The sequence below is a fragment of the Acidovorax sp. HMWF018 genome (assembly GCF_003061035.1).
Classification (GTDB): Bacteria; Pseudomonadota; Gammaproteobacteria; order Burkholderiales; family Burkholderiaceae_C; genus Acidovorax; species Acidovorax delafieldii.
In genome coordinates this window covers 4,980-30,764 of the sequence record NZ_QAIM01000141.1, presented here as the reverse complement: position 1 = coordinate 30,764, position 25,785 = coordinate 4,980, and the positions used below count along the sequence as shown (strand labels likewise).

Below are 25,785 nucleotides of genomic sequence, written 5' to 3'. Positions count from 1 at the left end.
GGCGAGACCGTTCACCATCGGCCCCCCCCCCCGCCTCCCCCTGCCTCGGTGGCTTTGCAGTCTGGCACTACGCCCGGCTGCGCAATGTGCGGCTGAGCAAAATCACCGGCACCAGCCCCACCGCCACCAACGCCAGCGACGGCAATGCCGCCTCGCCCAGGCGCTCGTCGCGTGCCAGCTGGTAGGCCACCACGGCCAGGGTGTCGCTGTTGAAGGGGCGCAGCACCATGGTGGCGGGCAGCTCCTTCATCACATCCACAAACACCAGCAGCGCTGCGGCGGCGGTAGAGCGCTTGAGCAGCGGCCAGTGCACGCGCGCCAGCAGGCCTGCGCTGCCCATGCCCAGCATTCGGGCAGAGTCGTCCAGGCTGGGCGGAATCCGCGCGTAGCCGCTCTGCATGGATTGCAGGGCGACTGCACAAAACCGCACCAAGTAGGCCCACACAATGCCAAAGGCCGTGGCCGTGACCAGCGCGCCCACACCCCACTGCGGCATGGCCGCCTGCAGCCAGCCCACGGGCAACAACAGCCCCACCACGATGACGGCGCCCGGCACGGCATAACCCACGCTGGCCAGCTGCACCACGCCACGCGTGATGGCGTCGGGCTGGCGGCGCACTGCAAAAGCCAGGGCGAGCGCGATGGCGACGGCCAACGCCGCAGTGATGCATCCTAAGCGCACGCTGTGCCAAGCCCATTCCATGAACCGCTCCCACGGCAGCACCGACCAGTCGGCCGCCAGCGGCCGCAGCATGAAGACCACCGGGGCAACAAAACCCATGACCACCGGCACCGAACAGACCACCCAGGCGGCCCACCGGCGCGCACCCTGGAGCCGAAGCGGCTGCGCCTCGGCCGAGCCAGCGCGCCCGCCGCCGGTGGCAAAACGCATGCGCTTTTGCGCGCGGTGCTCTAGGTGCAGCAGCGCCATCACCACCACCAGCAGCATGGTCGCCAACTGCGCGGCGGCCAGGCGGTTGTCCATGGAAAGCCAGGCCTTGTAGATACCCGTGGTGAAGGTCTGGATGCCGAAGTAGCTGGCCACGCCAAAGTCGGCCAGGGTTTCCATCAGCACCAGCGCCACGCCAGCCGCCACGGCCGGGCGTGCCAGCGGCAAGGCCACGGCGCGGATGCGGCGCGGCAGCGGTGCACCCAGCAGGCGTGCGGCCTCCATGAGGTGGGCAGCACGCTCACCCAGGGCCGTGCGCGCCAGCAGGTACACGTAGGGGTAGAGCGAGAAGATGAACACCCAGACCGCGCCGCCCAGGCTGCGCACCTCGGGCAGCAGGCGGCCTTCCAGGCCGAAGGTGTTGCGCAGGCCCACCTGCAGCGGCCCGCTGAACTGCAGAAAGTCGGTGTAGGCGTAGGCCGTCACGTAGGCGGGCATCGCCAGCGGCAACAGCAGCAGCCATTCAAAGGTGCGGCGGCCCGGAAAGTCGAACAGCGTCACAGCCGCAGCCGCCAGCGTGCCCACCACGGCCGCGCCCAACGCTACCAGCACGCTGAGCCACAGCGTGGTCCACACATAGCCGGGCAGCACCGTGGCTGCCATTTCGCGCAGGATGGCGCCCGTCTGCGCATCGCCCTGCCCGGTGGGCGAGAACGGCAGCCACGACGCTAGCACTGCCAGCACCGGCAAGGCCAGAAAGCCTGCAAACAGGATCAGCGGGATGCTGCGAAAGACAGAAGACGGCGTGCGGCGCAAGGCGATGGGCTCGGCAGAGGAAAGAAAGCGCACACCTGCCGAAAGGCATGGGCACCCTAGTGCAGTGTTGCACGCTATCTGGCACTTAAAAACCGCGTCTTTTCGGCCAGGGCTGCGTTGCAAATCCTCGCGATACCTTCGGGTATCGCTGTGGTTTGCGCCTTGCCCTGACCAAAAATCCACCGGTTCTCAATGTGCCATCCAGCGCGCAACACTACACCAGCACCCAGGAATGCAAATGCGAATTTTAAGCATTCACCCCACCCCGCCTAAAATGCATAGATATGTTTCTTGAGGTCTCCCAACTCGAAGTGCACTACGCAGGCCGCGCACAGGCCGCCGTGCAAGGCGTCACGCTCAGCCTGAAAGCGGGTGACATCGGCGTACTGATCGGCCCTTCCGGCTGCGGCAAGACCACCCTGCTGCGCGCCGTGGCCGGGCTGGAGCCCGTGACGGGGGGGGAGATCCGCCTCACCAAAAGCGTGGTCAGCAGCGCTCGCCTGAGCGTGCCACCCGAGCTGCGCCGTATCGGCATGGTGTTCCAGGACTACGCGCTGTTCCCGCACCTGTCGGTGGGCCGCAATGTGGCGTTTGGCATCCACCAGTTGCCCAAGGCCGAGCAGGCCGCGCGGGTGGCTGAGGTGCTGCAGCTGGTGGGCCTGACGGGCAGCGAGCACCGCTACCCGCACGAACTCTCTGGCGGCCAGCAGCAGCGTGTGGCGCTGGCGCGTGCGCTGGCGCCGCGTCCCCAGCTCATGCTGCTGGACGAGCCGTTTTCCAACCTCGACGTGGACCTGCGCGAGCGCCTGGCACACGAGGTGCGCGGCATTCTCAAGGCCGCAGGCGCCACGGCGCTGTTTGTGACGCACGACCAGTTCGAGGCGTTTGCCATCGGCGATGTGATCGGTGTGATGAACGAAGGCCACCTGCACCAGTGGGACGATGCATACACCCTGTACCACCGCCCCGCCACGCGGTTTGTGGCCGACTTCATCGGCCACGGCGTGTTTGCCCCCGCCACGCTGGTGCAGCGCGACAACAACGTGGTGGCCCAAACACCTTTGGGCGACCTGACCGACCTGGATGAGTGCCCCCTGCCCAGCAGCTACCCCGCGGGTGAATGTGATGTGCTGCTGCGCGCCGACGACATCGTGCACGACGACCACGCGCCCGTGCAAGCGCAAATCGTACGCAAGTCGTTCCGGGGGTCGGAGTTTCTGTACACCCTGCGCCTGGCCAGTGGCCACACGGTGCTGGCCCATGTGCCCAGCCACCACGACCACGCGCTGGGCGAGTGGATCGGCATCCGTGCCCAGGTGGACCACGTGGTGACGTTTCCGCGTGGCTGAGGCGGTGTTGGGATCAAAATCGGCCGGATGCGCCAGTCGAATATGCCTGAATAGCTATTGAATCAATAGCAACTACCCTTCCGCTCACGACTTGCCTTTGCGCTGCAGGCCTTCCAGCCCGTTCAGGTCCACCTGCGACATCAGGCCCCGCAGCTCTTTCACGCCGATCTTGTCGCCCTCGATGCTGACCACAAGGCCGTTCTTCAGGATGGTCTTGAACTCTGCGTGGCTGCCATCCTTGTCGTAGCGCTGGTGCAGCGTGCGACCACCTTCCTGCCAGGTCTTTTCGGCGCTGGTCTGGTCTTCTTTCTCGCCCTGCGCCATGCCCATGGCCATCACCGCCATCTGCCCCAGGCCGCCCACGTCCACGATCTCCAGGCGCAGCTGCTTGTCGTCGTTACCGTATTGCGCGCTGGCCTGGCTGGTGGGCAAGCCCAGGGCGGCACCGTCCTGCACATCAAAACCCGTGCGGGGCAGGCCCGCCAGCTTCTCGGGCAGAGCCGCCTTGAGCGACTGGGCCGCAATGGCCTGACCACCACCCAGCACACCCGCAGCGGCCTTGGCGGCATCGCCCGTGGCGGCTGCGATGGCGGCCGGGTCCTGGCTCTTCTGGGCCTCTTCCATCTTGCGGGCGGCTTCTTCCATCTTCTTGCCGGCAGCTTCCAGACCGGCGGTGTCGATGGACACCTTTCCACTGGGCGTGTTCATGGTGATGGCAGGGGCATCGGCACCGCCAAACAGCGCCCCGCTGCGCGGTATGAACAGCGCACTGACGGCACCGATGACCACCCCCATCACGATGGCAGCAATGATGACCACCACCGTGTAGCCCACCGACTTTTCGGGCGCACTGCGCATGAGCACAGGCAGGCCGGTGTAGAGCAGGTAGATGGAGTACACCGCCGCCAGCAGGCCCAGCATGGCCAGCGATGGCAGCAGGCTGAACACTCCGCCCAGCAGAGCGGCCGTGCTGGCGTACACCGCCACCTTCTGTGCCTGGATGGCGTTCTTTTGCCCGCCGAAGGTGGGCGCCAGCGCATCGATGATGAAACCGAGCACCAGCAAGCCCACCAGGCTCAACCCGTATGACACGACCATGTTCACCAGCCCGGAGACAAAAGGCACGCGGATGGTGACCCCAAAACCGCCAAAGCCGATCAGCGACATGCCGATGAAACCGCAGACCGCCGGAATGGCGGCCAGGATCATGGCGTAGCGGGTGAACAGGGTGGCGGTGTCGGTGGCCTCCGCATCGATGGTGGCCCAGGCCTCCTTGGGTTGCAGAAGAATGCTTTTGGCGCGTTCAATCAGGTTCATGGTGCCCTCCCGGCAGTGTGCAAAGGCCTGCGATGAACCGCAGGCAAATGGAAAGCGCGGACGATACGGGACATTGCGCCGGGCAGACCACCTGGACGACCACCTGCAGGGCCCAAAGCGTGGAATATGCACGCTTTTGCCGCACAAAGACAGCTCGTTGGGAACCCAGGGATCCTGTGTGCGTTCTCAGGCCTTGCGCAGCTGATCGACCGTGTCGTGCAGGTGCTGCGTCCAGGTGCGGCGGTCGCGCTCGCCTGCCAGCTCCGGGGGGCCGTAGTGCACCACGGCCTCGATGGGCGGGGCGCTGAGCGTGCGCCAGATCGAGCCCACCAGGGTTTCGTCGCCGATGTAGCTGGGAGCAAAACTGGTGGCGCCCGTGGCCTTGTCGGCAAAGCGCAGGCCTACGGGCTGCACGGGCGCCTTTGCAGCCACGGCGGCCTGCAGCAGGTTGGCGTGGAAGGGCAGCATCTCGCGCCCGTCGCCCGTGGTGCCTTCGGGGAACACGGCCAGCACCTCGCCGCGCTCCAGCGCCTCCTGCATCGAGCGCACCATGCGCAGCGCATCGCGGCGTGAGCTGCGTTCGATGTAGAGCGTGCCCGCCGCCGTGGCCAGGGTGCCGATCAGCGGCCAGGCCTGCACGTCGGATTTGGAGACAAAACGGCAGTGCCGCGCCGCATGCATCACCGGGATGTCGAGCCACGAGATGTGGTTGGCCACCAGCATCACCGGGCCAGTCACCGGGGGCTGCCCCAGGATGCGCAGGCTGATGCCCGCATGGGCCAGCAGCTCCAGCGACCACACCTGCACGCGGGCGTGCTGCTGGTCGGGCGACAGCGCCGGAAACCGCAGCGCCACAATCCACAGGCCCTTGGCAATGTGGCCCAGCAGCCGCAAGAGGCGCCAACTGGCGCGCAGGAACTTCACGGCCGGGCCTTGCTATCGCAGCGTCGCGCCGTCTCAGCTGCGGTCAAAAGCGACCTGTCCGCCGACCAGGGTCATGCGCACGCGGCCGGGCAGCTCGTAGCCCGAGAACGGCGTGTGTTTGCCCTGGCTGGCGAGCGCGTCGTCCTGCACCGTCCACGCTGCCTGCGGGTCGAAGATGCAGAGGTCGCCCACGCCGCCTTCCACGATCTGGCCGACGCTGGCCTGCAAGGTGCCCAGCGCGTTGCCCAGCACGCGTGCGGGCTCTGCCGTGACCACTGCCAGCGCGCGCTGCAAAGGCACACCACTGTCTTGCGACCACTTGAGCGCCAGCGACAGCAGGAGCTCCAGACCCGTGGCGCCGGGCTCGGCTTCGGCAAACGGCAGGGTCTTGGCGTCTTCATCCACCGGGGTGTGGTCGGACACCAGCGCATCGATGGTCCCGTCGAGCAGCGCCGCGCTCAGGGCGTCGCGGTCACGTTGCTGGCGCAGGGGCGGCGTCAGGCGCGCGCGGCTGTCGAAGAAGCCGATGTCGTTTTCGGTGAGGTGCAGCGAGTTGATGCTGACATCGGCGGTGACCTTCAGGCCATCGGCCTTGGCGCGGCGCACCAGCTCCACGCCCGCAGCGCTGCTCAGGCGGCACAGGTGCACGCGCGCGCCGGTGGTCTTGAGCAGTTCAAAAATGGTGTGCAGCGCAATCGTCTCGGCCGCCACGGGCACGCCCGACAGGCCCAGCCGCGTGGCCAGCGCACCGCTGGCAGCCACGCCCTTGCCCAGGTGCATCTCTTGCGGGCGCAACCACACCGTGTAGCCAAAGGTGGCGGCGTACTGCAGCGCGCGCTGCAGCACCTGGGTGCTGGCCAGCGGCACCTCGGCCTGGCCAAAGCCCACGCAGCCGGATTCGGTCAGCTCGGCCATCTCGGTCAGCACCTCGCCAGCGAGGTTGCGCGTGAGCGCGCCCAGCGGGAACAGTCGCGACTGGTGCAGCTTCTCGGCGCGGAACTTGAGCATCTCCACCAGGCCGGGTTCGTCAAGCACCGGGTCGGTGTCGGGTGGGCAGACCAGGCTGGTCACACCACCGGCCACAGCGGCGGCCATTTCGGATTCAAGCATGCCTTCGTGCTCGTGGCCGGGCTCGCGCAGGCGCGCGGCCAGGTCCACCAGGCCGGGCAACACGATGCAGCCAGCAGCGTTGATGGTGCGGTTGGGCGCAAAGTCGGGCGGCACGCGGTTGACCCCCACGATGCGGCCCGCCGCCAGCGCGATGTCGCAGGTCTGGTCAAGGCCCGAGGCGGGGTCGATCACACGGCCGTTCTGGATCAGTATCTTCATGATTTCAAGCCAAATTGGCTGCTAGCGCTTGATTGATAAGCACGAGCAGCTATGAAAACAGGAGTATTCATCCTCAAGGTCACGCCTCGTTCCCTGCGACGATGGACATGACAGCCATGCGTACCGCGATGCCGAAGGTCACCTGCGGCAGGATCACGCTCTGCTTGCCATCGACCACGGCGGAGTCGATCTCCACGCCACGGTTGATGGGGCCGGGGTGCATGACGATGGCGTCGGGCTTGGCCAGTTGCAGCTTTTCCTGCGTGAGGCCGAAGCTCTTGAAATACTCCTGGCTGGAAGGCAGCAGCGCACCGCTCATGCGCTCGTTCTGCAGGCGCAGCATGATGACCACGTCGGCGTCCTTGATGCCCTCTTCAAGCGTGTGGCACACCCGCACGCCCATTTGCGCCATGTCCGACGGCACCAGGGTGCGCGGCCCCACCACACGCACTTCGGCGCAGCCCAAGGTGGTCAGGCCGTGGATGTCCGAGCGCGCCACGCGCGAGTGCAGCACGTCGCCCACGATGGCCACGGTGAGGTTGCTGAAGTCCTTTTTGTAGTGACGGATGGTGTACATGTCCAGCAGCCCCTGCGTGGGGTGGGCATGGCGGCCATCGCCGGCGTTGATCACGTGCACATGCGGCGCCACGTGCTGCGCGATCAGGTAAGGCGCGCCGGACTCGCTGTGCCGCACCACGAACAGGTCGGCGGCCATCGCGCTCAGGTTGGCGATGGTGTCGAGCAGCGACTCACCCTTGCTGGCCGAGCTGCGCGCGATGTCCAGGTTGATCACGTCGGCCGACAGGCGCTTGGCCGCGATCTCGAACGTGGTGCGGGTGCGCGTGCTGTTCTCGAAGAACAGGTTGAACACGCTCTTGCCGCGCAAGAGGGGCACCTTCTTGACTTCGCGGTCGTTGACGCTGACGAAGTTGGCGGCCGTGTCAAGGATGTGCGTGACGATGTCGCGCGGCAGGCCCTCGATGGACAGCAGGTGGATGAGTTCGCCGTTGCCGTTGAGTTGGGGATTGCGCTTGTGCAGCACGGTCAGGCCTCTTTAGTCTTTGTCTTGGACTTGAAATTGGAAGGTGCCGCTGTCGCCACGCGCCAGGGCCAGCGAATGGGCGACTGGCAGGGCCACCCGGGCAGCAGCAAAGTCGGCCTGCACGGGCAGCTCGCGCCCGCCACGGTCCACCAGCACGGCCAGGCGCACGCTGGCGGGGCGGCCATAGTCGAAGAGCTCGTTGAGCACGGCGCGGATGGTGCGGCCGGTGTAGAGCACGTCGTCGAGCACCAGCACGTCGGCGCCGTTCACGTCAAACGGCAGCACGGTCTGCGCACTGGCCGACAGGCCACGCTGGGCGAAGTCGTCGCGGTGCATCACCGATGACAACACACCGGCCGGGCCTTCCAGGCCCAGGTCTTTTTGCAGGCGCTCGGCCAGCCAGGCGCCACCGGAGGCGATGCCCGCCAGGCGCGTGGTGGGGGTCAACATGCTGCGCACGCCGCGCAGCAGTTCGCGGTACAGCGCCTCGGCGTCTAGCACCAAGCTACCGGACATTCCAGGGGATGGGGTGGTCATGGGAGATTCCTCAAAAACTGTTCCAGGATGATGCAGGCCGAGGCCGCGTCGGCATCCTTGGCACCACCTGCAATGGCTTCGGTGGTGCTGTAGCGCTCGTCCACCTCGAACACCTGCAAGCCAAAGCGCCCGCGCAACTGGCGTCCGAACTTGAGAGCACGCGCGGTGTTTTCGTGGGCCGCGCCGTCGGGGTGGTAGGGCACACCGATCACCAGCGCATCGGGCTGCCATTCCTTGATGCGCTCGGCCACATGGGCAAAACGGGCGTCGCCCTCGGCCTGGATGGTGCGCTGGGGTGTGGCGCTCTTGAGCATGCGGTTGCCCGAGGCCACGCCCGTGCGCTTGAGCCCAAAGTCAAAAGCAAGAAAGGTCTGGAAATGCGCAGGAACGGCTGGCGGCTGGATGGACTGAGCGGGCGCGCCAGTCATGCGTGCCCCGCCTCGGGCGACAGCATCCAGGCCTGCAAGCCCAGAAGCGACAGGGCCCGGTCGTACCGCTCGGGCACGGGCGTGTCGAAGATCACCGACAGATCGGCGGCCACCGTGAGCCAGGCGTTCTCGGCAAGCTCAGACTCCAACTGACCCTCGCCCCAGGACGAATACCCCAGCGTGATGAGCACGCGGCGGGGACCTGCGCCAGTGGAAAGGGCTTCGAGCACGTCCTTGGAGGTGGTCATCTCCAGGCCACCGGGGATGGTCATGGTGGAGGCGTAGGCCGACTCGTCGGTTTCCCCCTTGTCCATGAGCATGGGTTCGTGCAGCACAAATCCGCGCTCGGTCTGCACCGGGCCGCCCTGAAAAACGGGCTCTTTGGTGAGGTCCTCGCGGCGCAGCGACAGGTCCACCTTGTCAAACAGGCCCTTGAGGGTGATATCGGTGGGCTTGTTGATGATGAGGCCAAGCGCACCGCGTTCGCTGTGCTCACACAGATAGACGACGCTGCGCGCAAAAGACTCATCTTCCAGGCCGGGCATCGCGATCAGGAAGTGATGCGTCAGGTTGATGGGCGCAGAATCGAAAGACATCCCGCAATTTTAACGGTGAACATGCCCCCCTCCCCCGAGCCCACTTACTCCCGTGGCCTGGTCTGGTTCCGCCGCGATCTGCGTGCCCACGACCAGGCGGCCCTGTACCACGCGCTGACGCGCTGCGAGCAGGTGTTCTGCACTTTTGTCTTCGACAAGGACATCCTCGATGCCCTGCCCCGCGCCGACCGGCGGGTGGAGTTCATCCGGGAGTCGCTGGTGGAGCTAGATGAAACCCTGCGCGCACTTTCGGGGCATGAAAGGGGAGGCCTCATCGTGTGGCACGCGGTGGCCAGCGATGCCATTCCGGCACTGGCCAACGCCCTGGACGTGCAGGCGGTCTTTGCCAACCACGATGACGAACCCCAGGCGCTGGACCGCGACCGCCTGGTGCGCACGCGCGTGGCGGCTGCAGGCAAGGCCTTCCATACGTTCAAGGACCATACCCTGCTCGAGCGCAGCGAGGTGCTAACGCAGACCGGCAACCCGTACAGCGTGTTCACACCGTACAAGAATGCATGGCTCAAGAAGATCGATGTGTTCCAGCTCAAGAGCTATCCGGTGGAGCGCCACGCCCACCATCTGGCCGCCCGACCGGAAGCCTATTGCCAGCCGGTGCCCACTTTGCAGGACCTCGGGTTTGAGCCCACAGCGCTGTCCCAGCTGCGCCTGCCCACCGGCGCCCAGGGCGCACAGCAGTTATTCGACGATTTTCTCGGCCGCATCGAGCGGTATGAGGACACGCGCAACTTTCCAGCGGTGAAAGGGCCCAGCTACCTGAGCGTGCACCTGCGTTTTGGCACCATCTCGCCGCGCTTGCTGGCGCGCACGGCGCACAGCCTGATGCTGGAGGGCAACCCGGGCGCCACGACCTGGCTCAGCGAACTGATCTGGCGGGACTTCTACTTCCAGATCCTGCACCACCACCCGCATGTGGTGGGCCAAAGTTTCAAACCGGCCTACGACGCCATCGCCTGGGAGACCGGCCCCGAGGCCGATGCCCTGTTTGCCGCCTGGTGCGAGGGCCGCACCGGCTACCCGCTGGTGGATGCCGCCATGGCGCAGATCAACCAGACGGGCTACATGCACAACCGCCTGCGCATGGTGGTGGCCAGCTTTCTGGTTAAAGACCTGGGCATTGACTGGCGGCGGGGCGAGGCCTACTTTGCCACGCACCTCAATGACTTCGACCTGGCCGCCAACAACGGCGGCTGGCAGTGGGCCAGCTCCAGCGGGTGTGATGCCCAGCCCTATTTCCGCATCTTCAACCCGGTGAGCCAGAGCGAGAAGTTCGACCCGGAGGGCAAATTCATCCGCCGTTACCTACCCCAGCTCGCAGCGCTCCCCACCAAGGCACTCCACGCCCCCTGGCTGGCGCGCCCGCTGGAACTGCAGGAAGCGGGCGTGCGCCTGGGAGACACCTATCCCTTACCCGTGGTGGAGCACGATGCCGCACGACAACGCACGTTGGAGCGGTATGCCGTGGTGAAGACAGCTGCAGGGTAACAACACACGGACCCACAGACTCAAGCAGGTCGCCGAGCGCTAGTGATGCGCCGTGGGCGGCGGGTCGTCCGGCGGGGTCTCCTCCGGCGCCATCTGCATGCCCTCACCGCCCAGCGAGGCACCGGCGGCCAGCCGCAGTCGCAAACGCACATCGGTGCGGTTGTCGGCGTTAGCGATGGCTTCTTCGGGCGATATCGCACCGGTCTCCACCATGCCCAGCAGCGATTGGTCAAAGCTCCACATGCCCTGCTCACCACTGCGGGTGATGGCGGTCTTGAGTTCGTCGATCTGCCCCTTCTGAATCAACTCTGCCACATAGGGCGTCAGCAGCATGATCTCGGTGGCGGGCACCAGATGGCCCGCAAGCCCCTGGACCAGCCGCTGCGCAACCACGGCGCGCAGGTTGAGCGACAGGTCCATGAGCAGCTGGCGGTGCGCATCCTCGGGGAAGAAGTTGACGATGCGCTGCACGGCCTGGTTGGCGTTGTTGGCGTGCAGAGTGGACACACACAGGTGGCCGGATTCGGCGTAGTGCAGCGCGTGCTGCATGGTGGCCCGGTCGCGGATCTCCCCAATCATGATCACGTTGGGCGCCTCACGCATGGCACGGCGTAGCGCCTCGTCATACGACAGGGTGTCGAGACCCACCTCGCGCTGCGTCACCAGGGATTTTTTGTGGCTGTGCAGGTATTCGATGGGGTCTTCTACCGTGAGGATGTGCCCGCCAGTGTGCGTGTTGCGATGGTCCAGCAGTGCGGCCAGCGTGGTGGTCTTGCCCGAGCCTGCCGAGCCCACCGTCAAGACCAGCCCCCCTTTGAGAAACGCCAGCCGCTGGAGCACGGGCGGCAACCCCAGTTCTTCCAGCGTCGGGATCCGCGCTATCACATGGCGGATCACCATGCCGACCTGCCCCCGCTGCATGTGCACGTTCACGCGAAAGCGCTCCCCGTCGGCGGTCTGCAGCGAGAGGTCGCACTCCATCGTCGTCTCGAACTCCTTGCGCTGGGCCTCCCGCAAGATGGAATAGGCCATATGCCGCACATCATCGGCCACCAGGACTTGCTGTGTGATGGGGACAAAGGCACCCTGCCGCTTGATCGTGGGCGCAGCGCCTGCCAGCAAAAACAGGTCCGAAGCCCGCTCGCGCGCTACCAGGGCCAGGCAGGCCAGCAGCCGGGGATCGGGGGAAGGGGATGGTGCCAGCGGGTCCATCACGGAGACTCGGTCCGCCCTGTCCATGCACAGGACACCACAAGGCAAGGCAACAAGAGAACACTCCCGACCCAGGCTGACTTGCAGGGTCGGGAGTGGGCCAGCATCGTGTCAGGCCTCAGCCGCTGCAGCGATGCGGGCGTAGTGCTGGATCAGGCTCAGCAGCTCTTCGTCCGAGTATGGCTTGCCCAGGTAGTGGTTCACCCCCAGCTCCATCGCGTGCTCGCGGTGCTTTTCAGCAATCCGCGAGGTGATCATGATGATGGGCAGATCACGCAAGGCACCGTCTGCCCGGATGTTGCGCGCCAGATCGAAGCCGTCCATGCGCGGCATTTCGATGTCGGACAGAACCACCGTCGGGCGTTCTTCCTGCAGACGCTCCAGCGCCTGCAGGCCATCGGCCGCCAGGGCCACACGGTAGCCTTCGCGCTGCAGCAGACGCTGCGTCACGCGGCGCACGGTGATGGAATCGTCCACCACCAGCACCAGCGGCACCTGACTCGGTCCCGACAACTGCTGAGACACGACGGCCTTACCCGTGCCGCCTGCGGCGGGGGTGTCGGGCGCTGGTGCCATGTCGGCACTGGCCGCACGCACCTGGTCGCCATACACCGTGGCCAAGGCCACCGGGTTATAGATGAGCACCACGGCACCCGATGCCAGCACGGACATGCCCGCCAGACCCGGCAGACGGGACAACTGCGGCCCCAGGTTCTTCACCACCACTTCCTGGTTGCCCAGCACTTCGTCCACGTGCATCGCCACGCGCTGGGCAGCGCTTCGGAAGATCACCACCGGGCGGGTCTTGCCCGCCGGTTCGGTGCTGCGGGTGGACGACTGCAGCAAGGCTCCCGACCAGAAGAACGGGATCTTCTCCATGCCGTCGTCAAACACGCCGGTACGGTAAGCCTCTGCCAAGTCAGGGGCCGAGGTGCGGCGGACGATCTCGACCACGTTGGCTGGAACGCCGATTGCCAGATCACCCGAGCGCAGCATCACCACCTGCGTCACTGCGGTGGTCAACGGCAGCACCATGCGGAATGCCGCACCCTTGCCCGCCTCGGTGGAGGTTTCGATGCGACCGCCCAGCGCATTGATCTCAGCACGCACCACGTCCATGCCGATGCCCCGCCCTGCCAGACCAGTCACTTCGGAGGCCGTCGAGAAGCCTGGCATGAAGATCAGGTTGGCCGCATCCGCATCGCTCAGCTCCACGCCGGGCTCCACGATGCCCTGAGACACGGCCTTTTCGCGAATGCGCGGCAGGTTCAGACCCGCTCCGTCATCGCGGAACTCGACCGATACGTCATTGCCTTCGTGGTGCAGGTCCACCGTGATGGTGCCCGACGCTGGCTTGCCGGCCGCCGTGCGCACTTCAGGCTCTTCAATGCCGTGGGCCACGCAATTGCGCAACAAATGTTCGAAGGCGGGCGTCATGCGGTCCAGCACGCCACGGTCCATTTCGATGGAGCCGCCGGTGATGTCCAGCTTGATCTGCTTGCCGGTTTCCTTCGAGGCCTGGCGCACCACCGCGTACAAGCGCTCGGCAATCCCCTCGAACTCCACCATACGTGTGCGCAGCAGATCCCGCTGCAGCTCACGCGCCTGGCGGCCTTGGGCAATCAAGTCATCTTCAGCGCCTTCCATGGCGCGTTGCAGATTGCGCTGCACCGTGGCCACGTCATTGACCGACTCGGCCATCATGCGGGTCAACTCCTGCACCCGTGTGAAGCGGTCGAACTCCAACGGATCGAAGCCCGCAGCAGAGTCCTTGGACAGCGCCAGACGCGACTGCATCTGAGATTCGGCCTGCACCTCGATGTCGCGCAACTGCTGGCGCAAGCGGTCCAGATTGCCCGACAGATCGGTGAGTGAGCTGCGGAACTGGCCCAGGCGCGCGTCCAGGCGCGAACGGCTGATCATCACCTCGCCCGCCTGGTTGACCAGGCGGTCCAGCAGCTGTGCACGCACGCGCACCGACTGGTTGGCTGCCACTCGCAGGGGCGCCAGCTGGGATGGTCCTGGCAGGCGCACGGCCGGAGCCGTTATCGCCAGCGGCTTGGCAGAAGATGCTGCCGCCGAGGGGACGGAGGCTGCGGCCGCATCCACCACATTGGCACGCAAGGCGGGCGTGGCTTCGACCGGCAGAGTAACCACCGTGTCGGAAGGACTCTGACCAATGGCACGCAACGCCTCGAAGTTGGCTTGCAGTCCATCGAAACTGCCTTGCAACGGCTCAATCTGGTCGGCCGTGACGGTTTCTGCGTCCAGCTGCTCGATCGCAGATTCCAGCCGGTGGGCCATTTCGCCCAGGCGCATCGCCCCGGCCAGTCGCGAACTGCCCTTGAGCGTGTGCAGGGCTCGCAATACTTCGCTGCGGGCGCTGAGGTTGTCGGGGCGCGACGCCCATTGGCGCAACGCACCACCGAGCTGGGGCAGCAACTCGGCCGCCTCTTCCTCGAAGATGGGGAACAGGTCAGGGTCGATGACGTCGATCGCATCGATGTCGTCGTCCGCGTCCGGGATCGAGGCAATGGCGTGCGCGATGGCATCGTCAATGTGCTGATCGTGGTCGTGGATGACTGCAGACAGCGCGGGCGCCACATGGCCCACCACGGGGGCAGGCACAGCCGGTGCAAAAGCCTCAGGCTCTGCAGCCACCACGGGTACCTCCGCCACCGGCTCAGGTGCCAACTCGGCCGCAGCAACTTCGGACGCTTCCTGCTCTGCGGCGTCGAGGTAGGCCTGCGCATCTTCCTCGGGTGGAGACTGGGTGCTGACCACCTCGGTTTCCAGAATCTGGCGCAGTTGGGCCAGCACTTCCGGGCTCGGCTCTTTGAGGAACCCGGCAGCAAACTGGTGCAACAGGCGACGGATGTCTTCCGCTGCAGCCATGAACGCTGCCGCCTGCTCTTCGGTGCCACCCGACTGCAGCTGCACATGCTGCAGCGTGTGCTCCAGCACGCGGGCCATTTCGGACAGCGCGGTGAAGCCCACCGTGGCCGAACTGCCGGCGAGCGAGTGCGACAGGGCCACGGCCGTGTCAGGCAGCGGCTCATGCAGTTCCAGCGCCCATTCCTGCAAACAGGTCACCAAGCGACGAGACCATTCATCGGCCTCATTCAGGTACACGTTGTACAGCGGGATACCGATGCGCAGCGTGTCGATGACCTTCACCGCATCGTCGCTGCCGCCTTCTTCCTGCGGCAGGGCATCGAGCAGATGCGCCACTTCTTGCGCGGGCTCCACTTCAGCGATCAGGTCGTCTGGCAACGCTTCGGAACCGGCCACAGCCACGTCCTCGGGGGCAGGTGCTAGCAGTTCGGCAGCCTCGGCCGACTCGGCCTCCAGCAGCTTCTCCAGCTCAGCCACGTCCAGGGCCTCCAACCCATCCGAAGGAATGCGGACCTCTGTATCCACCGCGTTTTGCGGTTCGGCGGCATCGAGCACCAGGTCTTCTGGCAGCAATAGTTCGTCGCCCAGGGCGCCTGCGGGCGCTTGCAGCGGCGCATCGACAGGTTCTGCGTGATCCACTGCTGGCAAAGGCGCTTCCGCAGACACAGGTTCCAGGTCAGGCAGCTCCAGGTCGAGGACAAAGTCCACGCTGGACGGATCGACCACAGGTGCAGGTTCGTGGGCAGACTCGTTCAAAGCTGCAGTGAACACCGAGAAGTCGATCTCCTCGGCCACTTCCGGGGCAGCGTTGGCGCTCTCGACGGGCTGTTCGGGCACATGCTCGGAGATCTCGGTGGCCTGGAAATCCGGCACCGTCAGTTCTTCGCTGAGCACTTCGGCGGAGAGGGCATCCACCGGCTCTGGCGCGGCCTCGGCAAGCTCTGGCGCGGCCTGTGGTGCTGTAGGCTCGGGCGCCATACCGCCACCCGATGGCATCGCCAGCGGTACCAGCGTGCCATCCAGGCGCATGGCGTCTGCCGACCGGCGGAAGGACTCAGGGTCCCAGCCCGTCGCGCGGCCTGCGGCGATGTCGTCTGCCCAGCTGCTGAAAGCATGCAGTGCGTCGGTGGACAACTGCAACAAGGTCGGCTGCATGGGCTTTTGTTCGGCCAGCCAGACGTTGAGCACCTGCTCCATCGACCAGGCTGCTTCGCCAAAGTCATTCAGCCCCACCATGCGCGAGCTGCCCTTGAGCGTATGGAACGCACGGCGCAGTGTGGTCTGCTCGCTCAGGTCACCAGGTTCACCCCGCAGCTGCTCAATGGCAGCCAAGCCGTTGACCACCACTTCGCGTGCCTCTTCGAGGAACACGTCGAGCAGTTCATCTTCGACATCGGGCACTGGAGCGGGCGCAGCCGCCGGAGAAGCTGCTTCCAGCGGTACGGGCGCGGCAACGGCGGGAACGTCAAAGGAGATATCCGGGGCCAGGCCTGCGGGCTCTGGCGCCACGCTGGCATCGGCTGCGGGGGCCGACTCAAAATCAGGGAACGGTGCAAAGTCCGTGGGCTCGCTGACAGGCTCCTGCACCGGAAAGCGGGGAATCACGTCTGGCACCAAGGTGGCAGAACGCTCTTCCAGCTTGGCAGGCGCTTCTTCCACAGCATCAGAGGCGCGCGCACGGGTTTTACCCATGAGGATGCGCAGTTCGCCCAGTTCTTCGTCGTACACAAAGAGCTTGCGCGCCATGGTGCGCTGATAGCTCAGCATGTCGATCAGGAAACCCAATGCGCCCAGGCTGTTGCCCAGTTTTTCAAACGCGCTTTGGCGTTCTTCTTCGGGCACCTCGTTGATCAGCAGGCGCTCCACCGTGTCGCGCATGCGGACCACCGCCAGTGATGCCTGATCCAGCCCCAGCACCGACAGCACGCCGCGCATCTGCGCAAGATGCCCGGGCACAGTCGCCAGCACACCAGTGTCCTTCGGGTTGCGGAAAAACTGGTCCATGGCCTTTTCGGCCTCGCCCAGGGTCACCCGGAGCTCATCGACCACGCTGCCCATGGTCTGGTTGTCGCTGACCCGGCGGTACAGCTCTTCCATCCATTGTTCAAGGGGTTCGGGTTCGGCACCCGCCGTGACCGCATCCAGACGCTCTGCAAGACGGCTGGCGCGGGCTTCCATCTGTTCGTCTGCCGTGTCCAACTCTTCAAAAGCTGCCTGCAGGTACAGCACGGAGGTAGCCACTTCCATCGCCAATGCGGGCGACGGGGGTTCGCCCGACCGGGTGGTTGAATCCAGGGCACGCGTCAGCGCCTGCGCCAGGTTCTCACTGCCCGGATGGAGCTTGCGCAGCGAATCGCACACCAGGCTGAACTGGTCTGCCGCTGGCTTGAGTTTGTTGCGGTCGCCACCCGCCAGGGCAGACCAGGTTTCCGTGGCCGAGGCAATGCGCTTACGCGCCTGCGTCAACACCGCCGGGTCAAAACGTCCGAAGCGGGCAGTCTCGTAGTCCACCGGCTTGAAGCGGTCCAGCGCAAAGGCCTGACGGACAGCACGCAATGAGGGCGCTGCGTCCTCTGCCAGATCGGCCACCTTGGCCTGCGAGCAGAAGAACAGCAGGTCCTGCACCAGCCGGTCGGCGATCGTCGGATCGCCCTTGGCCAACGTGGCGTACTGCATGAGCACACGGGATGCCACGCGCTTGACGTACACATCTGGCAGCAAAAGGCCCGAGCCAAACGCATCGAAGAAACCCGCGCAAATTTTCCAGAACGCACGCGCCTGCCGATCTGTTTGTGCGGCCACAAAGCCCAGGCAGGTGTCGCGCAGGCTCAGGGCGGCCTTCAGGTCCCCCGCCTTGACGATGCGCAGCACAGCTGCATCCAGCCGCGCCCGCGCCTCGGGACCGTAGGGCAGAGGTGGGCGCGACACCGCACCTTCGGGTTCACGGAAACGGCGCTCTACCGGCCACAAGTCAGCGGGATGAACACGGTCAGCGCCTGCCAATGCCTGGGCATCGCGGTACTGCGGAAACAGGGCCACGGGCGATACGGCTTTGCCCGCCAGCACGGTTTCCAGATATTCGATCAGCGCAAAGCTGGCGCGCTCGATCACGGCGGCAGCGTCATCGCTGCAGGTCTCGGGGCGCTGAACAAACTTCTGCACCGCCGATTCCATGGACCGCAACACCAGCGCCGGAGGACCCATGCCCACCATTTCCAGCGCACCACAGGCTTGGTGCAGTTGCTGGCGCGCAATGCGCAGGGGGCCAGCGTCCAAAGCCGCCAGATCGGACTCGCGTGCTACCTCGGCATCACGCACAAAGCGCCGCATCGCCTTGACAGCACCGTCCAGCGATTTGCGCAGCTCGTCAAGCACCCAAGCCAAAGGACCCAGGTCCTGATCTCCCTGGGTCCCGTCGGCGGCCGGTGCATTGTTGACATCAATAGATGACATGGATTCGTCCCCGGCTGCAATGAGCCAGCTGGTTGATGACTAACTGCTGCGTCAGGCGATCTTGAAACGTGCCACCGATTGGCGCAGTTCCTCGGCCATGTGCGAGAGCTCGCGCACCTGTTGCGCTGTGGTGCGGGTACCTTCACCCGTCTGCTCGGTCACCGCAAAAATGTGCTGGATGTTGTCGGCCACTTCGTTGGCCAGAACAGCTTCCCGGGAAGTCGAAGACGAAATCTGCTCAATCAGTTCGGCCAAACGGCGCGACACGCGGTCAATCTCGGTCAGCGCGGTACCAGCGCTGTCGGACAGGCGTGCCCCTTCCACCACCCCCTGCGTGGAGCGCTCCATAGCAGCCACGGCATCCTGGGTATCGGTCTGAATGGCTTTCACCAGGGCAGAAATCTGGCGCGTCGCATCGGCCGAACGTTCAGCCAGACGCTGCACTTCTTCCGCCACCACCGAGAAGCCGCGACCGGCTTCACCGGCGGATGCAGCCTGGATGGCAGCGTTCAGAGCCAGCACGTTCGTCTGTTCGGTAATATCAGAAATCAGCTCGGTGATTTCACCGATCTCCTGCGAAGATTCACCCAGGCGCTTGATCCGCTTGGAGGTGTCCTGGATCTGGTCACGGATGGAGTTCATACCGCCGATGGCGTTCTGCACGGCCTGCAGACCCGAGTCCGCGGCTTGCAGCGACTGACGGGCCACCGTGGCGGACTCTTGCGCTTGTGTAGACACCTCGTTAATGCGGGTCGCCATGTCCAGAACGGAGCGGCCGGTTTCGCGGATTTCGCGCAGCTGCTCGGTCGATGCCGCCAGCAGTTCGGTCGAGGTGTTGTCCACCTGGGCAGTCGTCTGCGCCACGCGGGTCGCCGTGTTCTGCACGCTGCCCACCAGTTGGCGCAGCTCTTCCACCGTGTAGTTCACCGAGTCGGCAATGGCGCCGGTGATGTCTTCCGTCACGGTGGCTTCTTGCGTCAGGTCACCTTCAGCGACCGACTGCAGTTCGTTCATCAAACGCAAAATGGCGGCCTGGTTGGCGTCGTTGACGCGCTTGGCTTCCTGCTCCTGGCGCTTGGCGTCGCGTTGCTGGTTTTCAGCAGCTGCCTGACGACCACGGCTGTCCAGCAGCTGGACGCGCGAAATGCCGATACCGCACAGCAGCACGAACAAGCCTGCCAGCGCCAGAGCGGCGAACTGGCCGGCGCCCAGACCGGTCTGGGCGGACAGCTTGCTCTGCAGACCTTCCAGCTGGCGGCGCAGTGGTTCGCTGTCGGCAATGATGGCGGACTGTGCTTCGCGGGCAGACACCAGACCTTGCAGGTTGCCCAGAATCGCGCTGGCCTGGGTCCGGGTCTGTTCGTACAGCTTGATCAGCGCTTCCAGTTGTTCGCGGGTCTGCGCGTCCTTGGTGGCCGACAGGCGCAACTCGGGGCTGCCTTCCAGCAGGCCCTGCGCGATTTCCTTGAAGGAGTTCAAGTCCTTGCCCAACAGGAACACTGCCTCAGGGCTCACGCCTTCCATGGTCTGGAACTCGTTGGCAGACTTGCCGATACGCTGAGTCAACATCACCAGCTGGCCTGCGGCGGAGATTTCGGCAGCGGGCGCATTTTGTTGCAGCTTGAGCGAGGAGACCGTTTCAGCGATTTCCAGCAGGTCGGACGACTGGCGGTTGATGGTGCGCAGAGCGTCACCCACCTGCGTCAGGATCTTTTGCTGACCCATCACCACGCTGGCGTTGCGCTCAGCGCGCTCCATCAGGGGGTTGACGGCGTCCAGATCGGGCTTGAAGGGCTCACCCAGCGACTGCACACCCAGCTCGTTGTCACCGGCATTCAGGGCGCGCACGTTGCGGGCCAGCACGCCAGAGCTTTCCACCACGTCCGGGAAGGCCTGTGGGCTACCCACCAGCGCCTGCGACACCGACTTGGCAAGACGTTGCGACTGCATCAGCGACTGGCCGGTAGCAGCCAATTGCTGTGCGGAACGGTCGGCCTGCTGCAGCACCCAACCGGCAATCAGCGCCAGCACCACCACACCCACGGCCAGCAAGGCCAGCAGTCGGCGCTGATGGCCGGCAGCGGTCGAGCGGCCCAGCAGGGGCAGGCTGATGAGGTCTTCTTCGGCCTCGGGCGCGGTCAGCTCGGGCGTGTAGCCGTCGGGATCGCCCTGGACGCTGTTCATGGCTTCGGCCTGGTAGGAGTCGCGCAGTTGCGAACCATCCAGAGCCCCCGTGGCCAGGAGATCCTGCCCATCGTCGGTCGCGCCGGTGGCTGCGCCGGTGTCAGGCGTGGCGGGTTTCCGGTTGAACAGTTTTCCAAATTGATTGACGACGGACATGGTGCAGCCTTACAGAAAAACTCAAGCACTGATGCTCAGGAAAGCGGGATGTTGGGACAGGATCTGCAAGTTCAGCTCCTGCCAGCGTGTGCCACTGGAATCGATATAGGTGGTGCCGAAGAAGCTGGGTGAATCCTCGGCGGGCGGCTCGGACGACACAAACGCATCCGTGCCGCGCAGACCGGCGAGGCGGTCCACCAGCAAGGCAGCATTAACGTCGAGCGCCGCATTGAATGCCAGCAGACTGGCCTCGGACAGGGCTTGCTCGGTGCGTGCTGCGGTGGACCCCAGCAACCCGGCCAGATCCACCACCCCCACCAGGCCACCTCGCAGGTTGGCCACTCCCAGAAACCAGCTCTGGGTGTAAGGCACGGCCTGCACCGATACCCAGGGGAAGATCTCCCCGGACTGCCCCAGGGGCAGCAAATAGAAATTCCCGACGGACTCTACAGCCAGCCAGGAGGACACAGACGTACCTTCGGACCTTGCAGCCTGCAAACGGCTGGCAAGTCGGGTCTGGAGCTCCCGTAGGGCTTCGCGGTTTGCCATGAGCGCGCCGCTGCCTCAGTTCAGAGCGTCAATTTTGGCCTGCAGCTCTGCGGGATCCACCGGCTTGGTGATGTAGCCGCGCGCACCCTGGCGCATGCCCCAGACACGGTCGGTTTCCTGGTTCTTGCTGGTGCACATGATGATGGGCACATCAGCGTAAAGGGGGTCGCGGGTAATGGCACGCGTGAGCTGAAACCCGTTTTGGCCCGGCATCACCACATCCATCAGGATGAGGTCAGGCTTTTCTTCGGCCAGACGGCGAAACGCCTCTTCGGCATTTTCTGCGGTACGGACTTGCATGCCTTTTTTCTGAAGCAGGTCCGTCAAAAACATCAACTCGGTCTTCGAGTCGTCGACGACCAATACTTTCTGAATGGGCATTACATGGCTCCTTGTTGGGAATTGCCAAACTGCTGCACTGCCTGCAACAGCTGGTCTTTGGTAAACGGCTTGGTGAGATATTCCTGGCAGCCGACCATGCGCCCACGCGCTTTGTCGAACACTCCGTCCTTGGAGGACAGCATCACCACCGGGGTATCTGCGAAACGGGCGTTGCGCTTGATGATGGCGCAGGTCTGGTACCCGTCGAGCTTGGGCATGAGGATGTCGCAGAAAATCAGCTGAGGCTGGTAATCGTTGACTTTGGCCAAAGCATCAAAGCCGTCGTCGGCCAACAAGACTTCGTGCCCCCCCTGCTTGAGAAAAATCTCGGCGCTTCGACGGATGGTGTTGCTGTCATCCACCACGAGCACTTTGAAAGATGCGCCTGTTGTAGTCAATTGTCACTGCTCCCGATGGAGAAAATAAACAACGCAGCAGCGATAGGTGCTGGAGCGCCTCAGATCTGGACCATCTCGAAATCTTCCTTGCGGGCGCCACATTCTGGGCAGGTCCAGTTCATCGGGACCTGATCCCATGGGGTGTTGGGTGGAATGCCGTGTTCGGGAGACCCCTCAGCCTCGTCATAAATCCAGCCGCAAATCAAACACATCCAAGTTTTAAAGTCGGTCACAGCTTAAAGGGCCTTCACATAGAATGCAACGATTGTATCTAGTGATCTCCGCGGCCTGCAGCTTCCGTGCCACCCCTCCAGCAGGATCTGGTCCATGACCATCAAAGCCTCCCTTCCCCCCCCAGAAATCCCAGATATTGACGACGATGACGCGGAGGAAGCGAGCCCGGCCTGTGTGCTGGTGTTCAATGCCAGCGACCCCAGCGGAGCCGGCGGACTGACCGCCGACATCACCACCATCGCCTCGGTCGGCGGACATCCGATCGCCGTGGTCACCGGGGCCTATGCCCGCGACACCGCTCAGATTTTTGACCACTTCAGCTTCGACGACGAGGCTGTGTCCGAGCAGGCGCGGGCCGTGCTGGAAGACCTGCCCGTACAGGCCATCAAGGTCGGCTTTGTCGGCAGCCCCGAGAACATCAGCACCATTGCCGAGATCACGACCGACTATGACGAAGTCCCCGTGATCGCCTACATGCCCAACCTGTCCTGGTGGCGTGACGAGCTGATCGACGAGTACCTCGACGCCTTCCGCGAGCTGCTGCTGCCCCAGACCTCGGTGTTGGTTGGAAACCACAGCACCCTGTGGCGCTGGCTGCTGCCTGACTGGACGGGCGAGCGCAGCCCCACCGCCCGGGACATTGCCCGCGCAGCGTCCGAGATGGGCGTGCCCTACACATTGGTCACTGGCATCCCCTTGCCCGAGCAGTTCGTCGAGAACGTGCTGGCCTCGCCGCAGACCGTGCTGGGCAGTGGCAAGTTCGAGCTGTTTGACGCCACCTTCTCGGGCGCGGGCGATACGCTCTCGGCCGCACTCACTGCCCTGGTGGCCAGCGGCAACGACTTGGGAGAAGCCACCAGCGAAGCGCTGGGTTACCTCGACCGCTGCCTGGACGCGGGCTTTCGCCCCGGCATGGGGCACATCGTGCCCGACCGCATGTTCTGGGCACAGCCCGAGGACGACGAGACTGACGGCGACGAAGAAGAAACCACGATTGATGAAACACAGGCCCTGGAGGGTTTTGTGATGCCACCCCATGACACCAAGCACTGATCTCAATATTCCCCTGTTCGAACGCGCCAAGGCGCTGATCCCCGGAGGCGTGAACTCGCCCGTGCGGGCCTTCAAGGCGGTCGGAGGCACACCCCGCTTCGTCAAGCGCGCGCGAGGCGCCTACTTCTGGGATGCGAACGACCAGCGCTTCATTGATTACATCGGCTCCTGGGGCCCGATGATCCTCGGCCACGGCCACCCCGCCGTGCTCGACGCGGTGCAGAAGGCTGCGCTCGAAGGCTTCAGCTTTGGCGCCCCCACCGAGCGCGAAGTCGAGCTGGCCGAGGAGATCCTGAGCCTGGTGCCGTCCATGGAGATGATTCGTCTGGTCAGCTCGGGCACCGAAGCGGGCATGAGCGCCATCCGCCTGGCCCGTGGCGCCACGGGCCGCAGCAAGTTCATCAAGTTTGAAGGCTGCTACCACGGCCATGCCGACTCGCTGCTGGTCAAGGCCGGCTCGGGCCTGGCCACGTTTGGCAATGCCACCAGCGCGGGTGTGCCGCCCGAAGTGGTGCAGCACACCCTGGTGCTTGAATACAACAACGTCGCCCAGCTGGAAGAAGCCTTTGCCCTGCACGGCAAGGAGCTGGCCTGCGTGATGATCGAACCCATTGCGGGCAACATGAACCTGGTGCGCGCGAGCGTGCCGTTCATGCAGCGCTGCCGCGAGCTGTGCACCGAATACGGTGCGCTGCTGGTGCTGGATGAAGTGATGACCGGTTTCCGCGTGGCCCTGGGCAGCGCGCAAAGCGTGTACGCCAAGAGCATCCCCGGCTTCCAACCCGACATCACCGTGCTGGGCAAAGTGATTGGCGGTGGCATGCCGCTGGCGGCCTTTGGTGGCCCGCGCGCCATCATGGAACACCTCGCGCCACTGGGCGGCGTGTACCAGGCGGGCACGCTGTCGGGCAACCCGGTGGCCACGGCCTGTGGCCTGGCCACGCTGCGCGAGATCAAGAAGCCCGGCTTCTTCGATGCGCTGTCGGCCCGCACCCGCTCGCTGGTCGATGGCCTGCAAGCCGCTGCCACGGCGGAAGGCGTGCCGTTCTGCGGTGACTGCGAGGGCGGCATGTTTGGCTTCTTCCTGCTGCCCGAACTGCCGCAGAACTATGCCCAGGTGCTCCAAACCGACAGCGCGCGCTTCAACCAGCTGTTCCACGGTCTGCTGGACCGGGGCATCTACATTGCACCGGCCTTGTATGAAGCGGGCTTCGTGAGCGCCGCCCACACCGCCGACGACGTGGCAGCCACCGTGGCTGCTGCGCGTGAAGTATTCAAGACGCTCTCAAAATAATAGCTAGCAGCGCATATTGCACTAGCGCTTCCTGCCAATTTGGCACCGAATGGCCCTCCCGAGGGCCATTTTTCATGGCGACGAGGCTTGTGGCGGACAGTCACAGCAGTCCGCGCAGTTCGCGGGCGGCCTCCTGCAGCAGCGGCAGCATGTCGCGCTGCAGGCTGCCCTCGTCCATCTGCTTGGGCGACGCCACCACGTTGAGCGCCGCCACCGTATGGCCCTGCAGGTTGCGCAGCGGCACAGCCAGCGCGTGCACGCCCAGCTCGTGCTCCTCCACGGCCAGGCAATAGTCGTCCCGCCGCACCTTGGTGATCACCTGCCGCAGCGGGCCTACCTGCGTAATGGTTTGGGGCGTGAGGCGGTGCAGGGGCCGGTTCTTGAGCCAGGCGGTCAACTCCGCCGGGGGCAGCGCCGCCAGCAACACGCGGCCGGTGGACGTAGGGTGGGCCGGCAGCCGCGCGCCCAGGTGCAGGCCATAGGCCAGCACCCGCGACGGCGCGCCATACACGCCACTGCGCGCCACGATCACCACCTCATCCCCATCCAGCACCACCGCCGAGAATGACTGCTGGGTCTGGGCTGCCAGCCGGTTCAGCGTGGGCTGCAGCACGCGCGGCAACCGGGCAGACGCGAGGTAGCTGCCCGAAAACCGAAGCACCTTGGGCGCCAGCCAGAAGTAGCTGCCATCCGTCTCCAGATACCCCAGGTGCGCCAGGGTCAACAGGTGCCGCCGCGCCGCTGCCCGCGTGAGGCCGGTGCGCTGCGCCGCCAGCGTGGCGTTCAGACGCTGGCGCTCGGTGTCGAAACTCTCCAGCACGGCCATGCCTTTGGCCATGCCTTCGATGAAGTCTGCCTTGGCGATGGGAGTGGAAGCCATGGGGGTGACGGGTTGGGGACCGGGGAATTGAGCGGGGTTCTAACGCCGGGGCTACCGGGGCCCTGCAGCGACTCGGTGCACTCACCACCGGGCCTGACCACCCGCATCACCCCGGAGACTGCGCGATCATCGCACAAAGCATCGACTGATCGCACGCAATCGGCAGCGCCGGATATCGCTTTGATCTGGATCAACCTACGCTCAAGGCCACTGGTTTTCGGTATCCCCATCTCCCCCACCCCATTCCCAGAGGTTTCCCATGCGCACCCAGGTTGCCATCGTTGGTGCCGGCCCCGCCGGCCTGCTGCTCGGTCAGTTGCTTCACAAGTCCGGCGTTGACGCCGTCATCATCGAGCAGCGCAG

21 protein-coding genes are annotated in these 25,785 nt (G+C 65.0%); 5 read left to right on the top strand and 16 right to left on the bottom strand.

Annotation, left to right across the window (positions count from 1 at the left end; genetic code table 11):
* Positions 1–67: 67 nt before the first annotated feature.
* Positions 68–1,705 (bottom strand): iron ABC transporter permease, encoded by a 1,638-nt coding sequence (locus DBR23_RS05540; RefSeq protein ID WP_108497566.1) that lies wholly within the window; start codon positions 1,703–1,705, stop codon positions 68–70.
* A 284-nt stretch (positions 1,706–1,989) separates the two neighbouring features.
* Between DBR23_RS05540 and DBR23_RS05535 the strand changes: the two genes are divergently transcribed.
* Complete coding sequence (locus DBR23_RS05535) at positions 1,990–3,054, top strand: ABC transporter ATP-binding protein (RefSeq protein ID WP_108497565.1); 1,065 nt, start codon at positions 1,990–1,992, stop codon at positions 3,052–3,054.
* An 84-nt stretch (positions 3,055–3,138) separates the two neighbouring features.
* On the opposite strand, the gene DBR23_RS05530 is transcribed toward DBR23_RS05535, so the two are convergent.
* The 7 genes from DBR23_RS05530 to DBR23_RS05500 form a co-directional block, all read right to left on the bottom strand.
* Complete coding sequence (locus DBR23_RS05530) at positions 3,139–4,371, bottom strand: Yip1 family protein (protein WP_108497564.1); 1,233 nt, start codon at positions 4,369–4,371, stop codon at positions 3,139–3,141.
* A gap of 186 nt (positions 4,372–4,557) precedes the next feature.
* Complete coding sequence (locus tag DBR23_RS05525) at positions 4,558–5,295, bottom strand: 1-acyl-sn-glycerol-3-phosphate acyltransferase (protein ID WP_056066211.1); 738 nt, start codon at positions 5,293–5,295, stop codon at positions 4,558–4,560.
* Positions 5,296–5,328: 33 nt separating this feature from the next.
* Positions 5,329–6,624 carry a dihydroorotase gene (locus DBR23_RS05520; RefSeq protein ID WP_099729342.1) on the bottom strand — a complete coding sequence of 432 codons (1,296 nt, stop codon included), beginning with the start codon at positions 6,622–6,624 and terminating at the stop codon, positions 5,329–5,331.
* Positions 6,625–6,703: 79 nt separating this feature from the next.
* Positions 6,704–7,666 (bottom strand): aspartate carbamoyltransferase catalytic subunit, encoded by a 963-nt coding sequence (locus DBR23_RS05515; protein ID WP_056066217.1) that lies wholly within the window; start codon positions 7,664–7,666, stop codon positions 6,704–6,706.
* A gap of 12 nt (positions 7,667–7,678) precedes the next feature.
* Positions 7,679–8,203, bottom strand: a complete 525-nt coding sequence (gene pyrR / locus DBR23_RS05510; RefSeq protein WP_108497563.1) for a bifunctional pyr operon transcriptional regulator/uracil phosphoribosyltransferase PyrR — start codon at positions 8,201–8,203, stop codon at positions 7,679–7,681.
* The gene (gene ruvX, locus DBR23_RS05505) at positions 8,200–8,631 is read right to left on the bottom strand and encodes a Holliday junction resolvase RuvX (RefSeq protein ID WP_099729341.1); all 432 of its coding nucleotides are present in this window, start codon (positions 8,629–8,631) and stop codon (positions 8,200–8,202) included. The genes pyrR and ruvX overlap by 4 nt, the downstream gene beginning before the upstream one ends.
* On the bottom strand, positions 8,628–9,227 hold the full coding sequence (locus DBR23_RS05500; RefSeq protein ID WP_015015583.1) for a YqgE/AlgH family protein: 600 nt from the start codon (positions 9,225–9,227) through the stop codon (positions 8,628–8,630). Before DBR23_RS05500 ends, ruvX begins: the two co-directional genes overlap by 4 nt.
* A 21-nt stretch (positions 9,228–9,248) precedes the next feature.
* On the opposite strand from DBR23_RS05500, the gene DBR23_RS05495 reads away from it, so the two are divergent.
* Entirely contained in the window at positions 9,249–10,733 is a 1,485-nt protein-coding gene (locus DBR23_RS05495) for a deoxyribodipyrimidine photo-lyase (protein ID WP_199227637.1), read from the top strand.
* A 39-nt stretch (positions 10,734–10,772) separates the two neighbouring features.
* Here DBR23_RS05495 and DBR23_RS05490 read toward each other — a convergent pair whose 3' ends face one another.
* The 7 genes from DBR23_RS05490 to DBR23_RS05460 form a co-directional block, all read right to left on the bottom strand.
* A complete protein-coding gene (locus DBR23_RS05490; RefSeq protein ID WP_108497561.1) occupies positions 10,773–11,945 on the bottom strand; it encodes a PilT/PilU family type 4a pilus ATPase in 1,173 nt (390 codons plus the stop codon).
* Positions 11,946–12,056: 111 nt separating this feature from the next.
* A complete protein-coding gene (locus DBR23_RS05485; protein WP_108497560.1) occupies positions 12,057–18,293 on the bottom strand; it encodes an Hpt domain-containing protein in 6,237 nt (2,078 codons plus the stop codon).
* A gap of 51 nt (positions 18,294–18,344) precedes the next feature.
* Entirely contained in the window at positions 18,345–20,633 is a 2,289-nt protein-coding gene (locus tag DBR23_RS05480; protein ID WP_056746880.1) for a methyl-accepting chemotaxis protein, read from the bottom strand.
* A gap of 21 nt (positions 20,634–20,654) precedes the next feature.
* Positions 20,655–21,182, bottom strand: a complete 528-nt coding sequence (locus DBR23_RS05475; RefSeq protein ID WP_108497559.1) for a chemotaxis protein CheW — start codon at positions 21,180–21,182, stop codon at positions 20,655–20,657.
* Between the two features lie 15 nt (positions 21,183–21,197).
* Complete coding sequence (locus DBR23_RS05470) at positions 21,198–21,563, bottom strand: PleD family two-component system response regulator (RefSeq protein ID WP_005796104.1); 366 nt, start codon at positions 21,561–21,563, stop codon at positions 21,198–21,200.
* Entirely contained in the window at positions 21,563–21,961 is a 399-nt protein-coding gene (locus DBR23_RS05465) for a PleD family two-component system response regulator (RefSeq protein ID WP_005796099.1), read from the bottom strand. The genes DBR23_RS05470 and DBR23_RS05465 overlap by 1 nt, the downstream gene beginning before the upstream one ends.
* Positions 21,962–22,020: 59 nt before the next feature.
* Positions 22,021–22,173 (bottom strand): rubredoxin, encoded by a 153-nt coding sequence (locus DBR23_RS05460; RefSeq protein ID WP_165836572.1) that lies wholly within the window; start codon positions 22,171–22,173, stop codon positions 22,021–22,023.
* 115 nt (positions 22,174–22,288) lie between these two features.
* Between DBR23_RS05460 and DBR23_RS05455 the strand changes: the two genes are divergently transcribed.
* Together DBR23_RS05455 and hemL are read left to right on the top strand one after the other, a co-directional pair.
* The gene (locus DBR23_RS05455) at positions 22,289–23,248 is read left to right on the top strand and encodes a bifunctional hydroxymethylpyrimidine kinase/phosphomethylpyrimidine kinase (RefSeq protein WP_056746881.1); all 960 of its coding nucleotides are present in this window, start codon (positions 22,289–22,291) and stop codon (positions 23,246–23,248) included.
* Positions 23,232–24,542, top strand: a complete 1,311-nt coding sequence (gene hemL, locus DBR23_RS05450) for a glutamate-1-semialdehyde 2,1-aminomutase (protein WP_108497558.1) — start codon at positions 23,232–23,234, stop codon at positions 24,540–24,542. Before DBR23_RS05455 ends, hemL begins: the two co-directional genes overlap by 17 nt.
* A 100-nt stretch (positions 24,543–24,642) precedes the next feature.
* Here hemL and DBR23_RS05445 read toward each other — a convergent pair whose 3' ends face one another.
* Positions 24,643–25,422 (bottom strand): IclR family transcriptional regulator C-terminal domain-containing protein, encoded by a 780-nt coding sequence (locus DBR23_RS05445; protein ID WP_056066242.1) that lies wholly within the window; start codon positions 25,420–25,422, stop codon positions 24,643–24,645.
* Between the two features lie 259 nt (positions 25,423–25,681).
* Here DBR23_RS05445 and DBR23_RS30325 point away from each other — a divergent pair.
* Positions 25,682–25,785 (top strand): FAD-dependent monooxygenase (locus DBR23_RS30325; RefSeq protein ID WP_369882087.1); only part of this gene is annotated, 104 nt, incomplete at its 3' end.